3 protein-coding genes are annotated in these 2,097 nt (G+C 38.8%); 2 read left to right on the plus strand and 1 reads right to left on the minus strand.

Annotated features, from left to right (window positions below):
* The first annotated feature begins 147 nt into the window (after nucleotides 1-147).
* Together FC82_RS06505 and FC82_RS06510 are read left to right on the plus strand one after the other, a co-directional pair.
* Nucleotides 148-780 carry a recombinase family protein gene (locus FC82_RS06505; protein ID WP_056996543.1) on the plus strand — a complete coding sequence of 211 codons (633 nt, stop codon included), beginning with the start codon at nucleotides 148-150 and terminating at the stop codon, nucleotides 778-780.
* A gap of 590 nt (nucleotides 781-1,370) precedes the next feature.
* Nucleotides 1,371-1,667 (plus strand): DUF5839 family protein, encoded by a 297-nt coding sequence (locus FC82_RS06510; RefSeq protein WP_054762940.1) that lies wholly within the window; start codon nucleotides 1,371-1,373, stop codon nucleotides 1,665-1,667.
* 83 nt (nucleotides 1,668-1,750) lie between these two features.
* Here the strand turns inward: FC82_RS06510 and FC82_RS06515 are convergent, their stop codons facing one another.
* Entirely contained in the window at nucleotides 1,751-2,014 is a 264-nt protein-coding gene (locus FC82_RS06515) for a hypothetical protein (protein ID WP_056996544.1), read from the minus strand.
* Nucleotides 2,015-2,097 lie beyond the last annotated feature (83 nt).

The following is a 2,097-nucleotide window of genomic DNA, read 5'->3' on the forward strand; positions in this document are numbered from 1 at the left end:
GTGTACCCTGTTTGAACATTGAGTGGTATAATTATTTCTCTATCAAAAAACTAGTAATATCAATAAATACTACCGTAAGTGATTAGACTTGAAATGTGTTCATTTTCTTTTGACTATATTGTTAAACTTTTTTAGGGAGGCCTACTCATGCGTGTCGGCTATGCTCGTGTTAGTTCCGCTGATCAAAACTTGGCTCGTCAAGTAAACCAATTAAATCAAGCTAACGTCGATAAATTGTTTCAGGAAAAGGTTTCTGGTAAAAACACCCAACGAACGCAGTTAAATGCACTCTTAGATTTTATTCGCCAAGACGATGAAGTTTTTGTTTTAAGCTTAGACCGATTGGGACGTAACAGTGAAGATTTAACTAGAATTATCGAAACCATTCGCCAAAAAGGAGCCGTTTTAAACGTTTTAGATCTTCCCTCATTTGAAGGGGTCCGTGATTGTAACTTAAAAGCTCTGCTCACAAATCTGGTCCTAGAAATTCAAAAATATACGGCTGAAAATGAACGCCAAAAAATTCATGAACGCCAACGTCAAGGGATTCAAGTTGCCAAACAACGTGGTGTCTATAAAGGAAGAAAACCACAATATGTCGCCGACTCTGATGATCCTCAAAAACGATTGATTTATGAACAAATCGTTAAGTTATTGCAAGCTCGCGCTCAGGGAAAACGTCTGCCAATTACTGAAATTGCGCGACAAACTGGAGTAGCTCGCAACACGGTCTATCATATTCAACGACAGCTCATCAATCATCAGCTATTAAACAACTAATTCCGTTTAACCATTGTCATGCTGCCAGTTAGGTTGGCAGTGCTGTACCCTTCAGTTAAGAGCAGCACACCCCTCCTCCAATACCATGCTTGTTGAAGCTGCTCCAGCTTGCTAACTAACGGCCTCGCTTCACAATAGTGGTTTTTGCGTGAACCTTTGCGGATCTGTTTCAGAACTGAACCAAGGAATGAAACATTCGCCTGATTTGTTAAAACCTGCTACAATGGCAGGCAGAAACAGGAAGTCTTGTCGAAAACGGTTTTTCTTAGGTGATCTACCTCAATCCCCACCACCAATACCAGTTGGCCAAGAGTACCTCAATGCATTGTCAACGTTAATAAAACAAAATTAAGTTACATTAGTGGTGGGGGGTCTTGTAATGGTCAGCGTTACACCAAGCAACTTTTTCATTGGTGATACTTGTTGATATGGATAAATGACTTGATTTGCAACATTCTCAGGATTAAACAGGCTTGTCATCAAATGTGGTTTTATTGCCTATTAGCTTTGTCCAAATAATTACCAATTTGGGAACTCATCACCTATACTAATGGATAACCTATTGAGATTAATAAATAGGAGGAATTAAAATGGCAGATAATATATTAATGGCCTACCATATTGTGCTTGATCCCAATGACCGAACGAAACATGTTTTGAATACAAAAAAACTCTATAAGTGGCGAATTACCGATAAGACGAAGGGAACCCCAGTGATTGGTAATGTAGCCTTGGTTAAAACCAAATTTTCTAAACGGGTGCCAGTCATGATCTATGCAACCAAAGAAGTCACGAATGATCTGAGTAATTTACAACCGGTGAAAATCTTTACCACTAATCGTGATCAAGAGGCCGTAAATAAAGCTTTTGATAACCTTTTAAAATAAGTTAATGGTCTACACCAGTCTGGCTAATGCCATACTAGTGTAGACCGTTTTTGATAGATCGACTGAACTCCTGGCCTTTTTGGTTAGTCTAATTCAACACCACCATCTTCACCGGTTAAATTAAGCGCTCCTTCAAAACCCAGACTGGCTTCAGCCATGACCTGCGGTATATTAGTACAATCCTTGAATCTATCGGGAAAATATTTAACTGTGCGTTCATAGAATTTTCCTGCATCTATGATGTGGCCCAGCCTTTTTTCACCGTTATGCAGATAAATGATAAATTCACTGCCCTGTAAAATAGCAATAATTTCTGCTTTAGAAAGCGTAGTATTGTCCTGATTCATAGCTAAACATCCTTTTCCGTATTGCACCAAATTATATCACTAACCGATTTAAATAAGGTTATTACTTGAGTTGACATTCCGGG

Origin of the sequence: Secundilactobacillus collinoides DSM 20515 = JCM 1123, from assembly GCF_001435975.1 — a bacterium.
Classification (GTDB): domain Bacteria; phylum Bacillota; class Bacilli; order Lactobacillales; family Lactobacillaceae; genus Secundilactobacillus; species Secundilactobacillus collinoides.

What these genes read in the sequence shown, in the direction of transcription:
- FC82_RS06505 (WP_056996543.1), top strand. Translation starts at nt 148, where the DNA reads ATGCGTGTCGGCTATGCTCGTGTTAGTTCCGCTGATCAAAACTTGGCT.
- FC82_RS06515 (WP_056996544.1), bottom strand. Translation starts at nt 2,014, where the DNA reads ATGAATCAGGACAATACTACGCTTTCTAAAGCAGAAATTATTGCTATT.
- FC82_RS06510 (WP_054762940.1), top strand. Translation starts at nt 1,371, where the DNA reads ATGGCAGATAATATATTAATGGCCTACCATATTGTGCTTGATCCCAAT.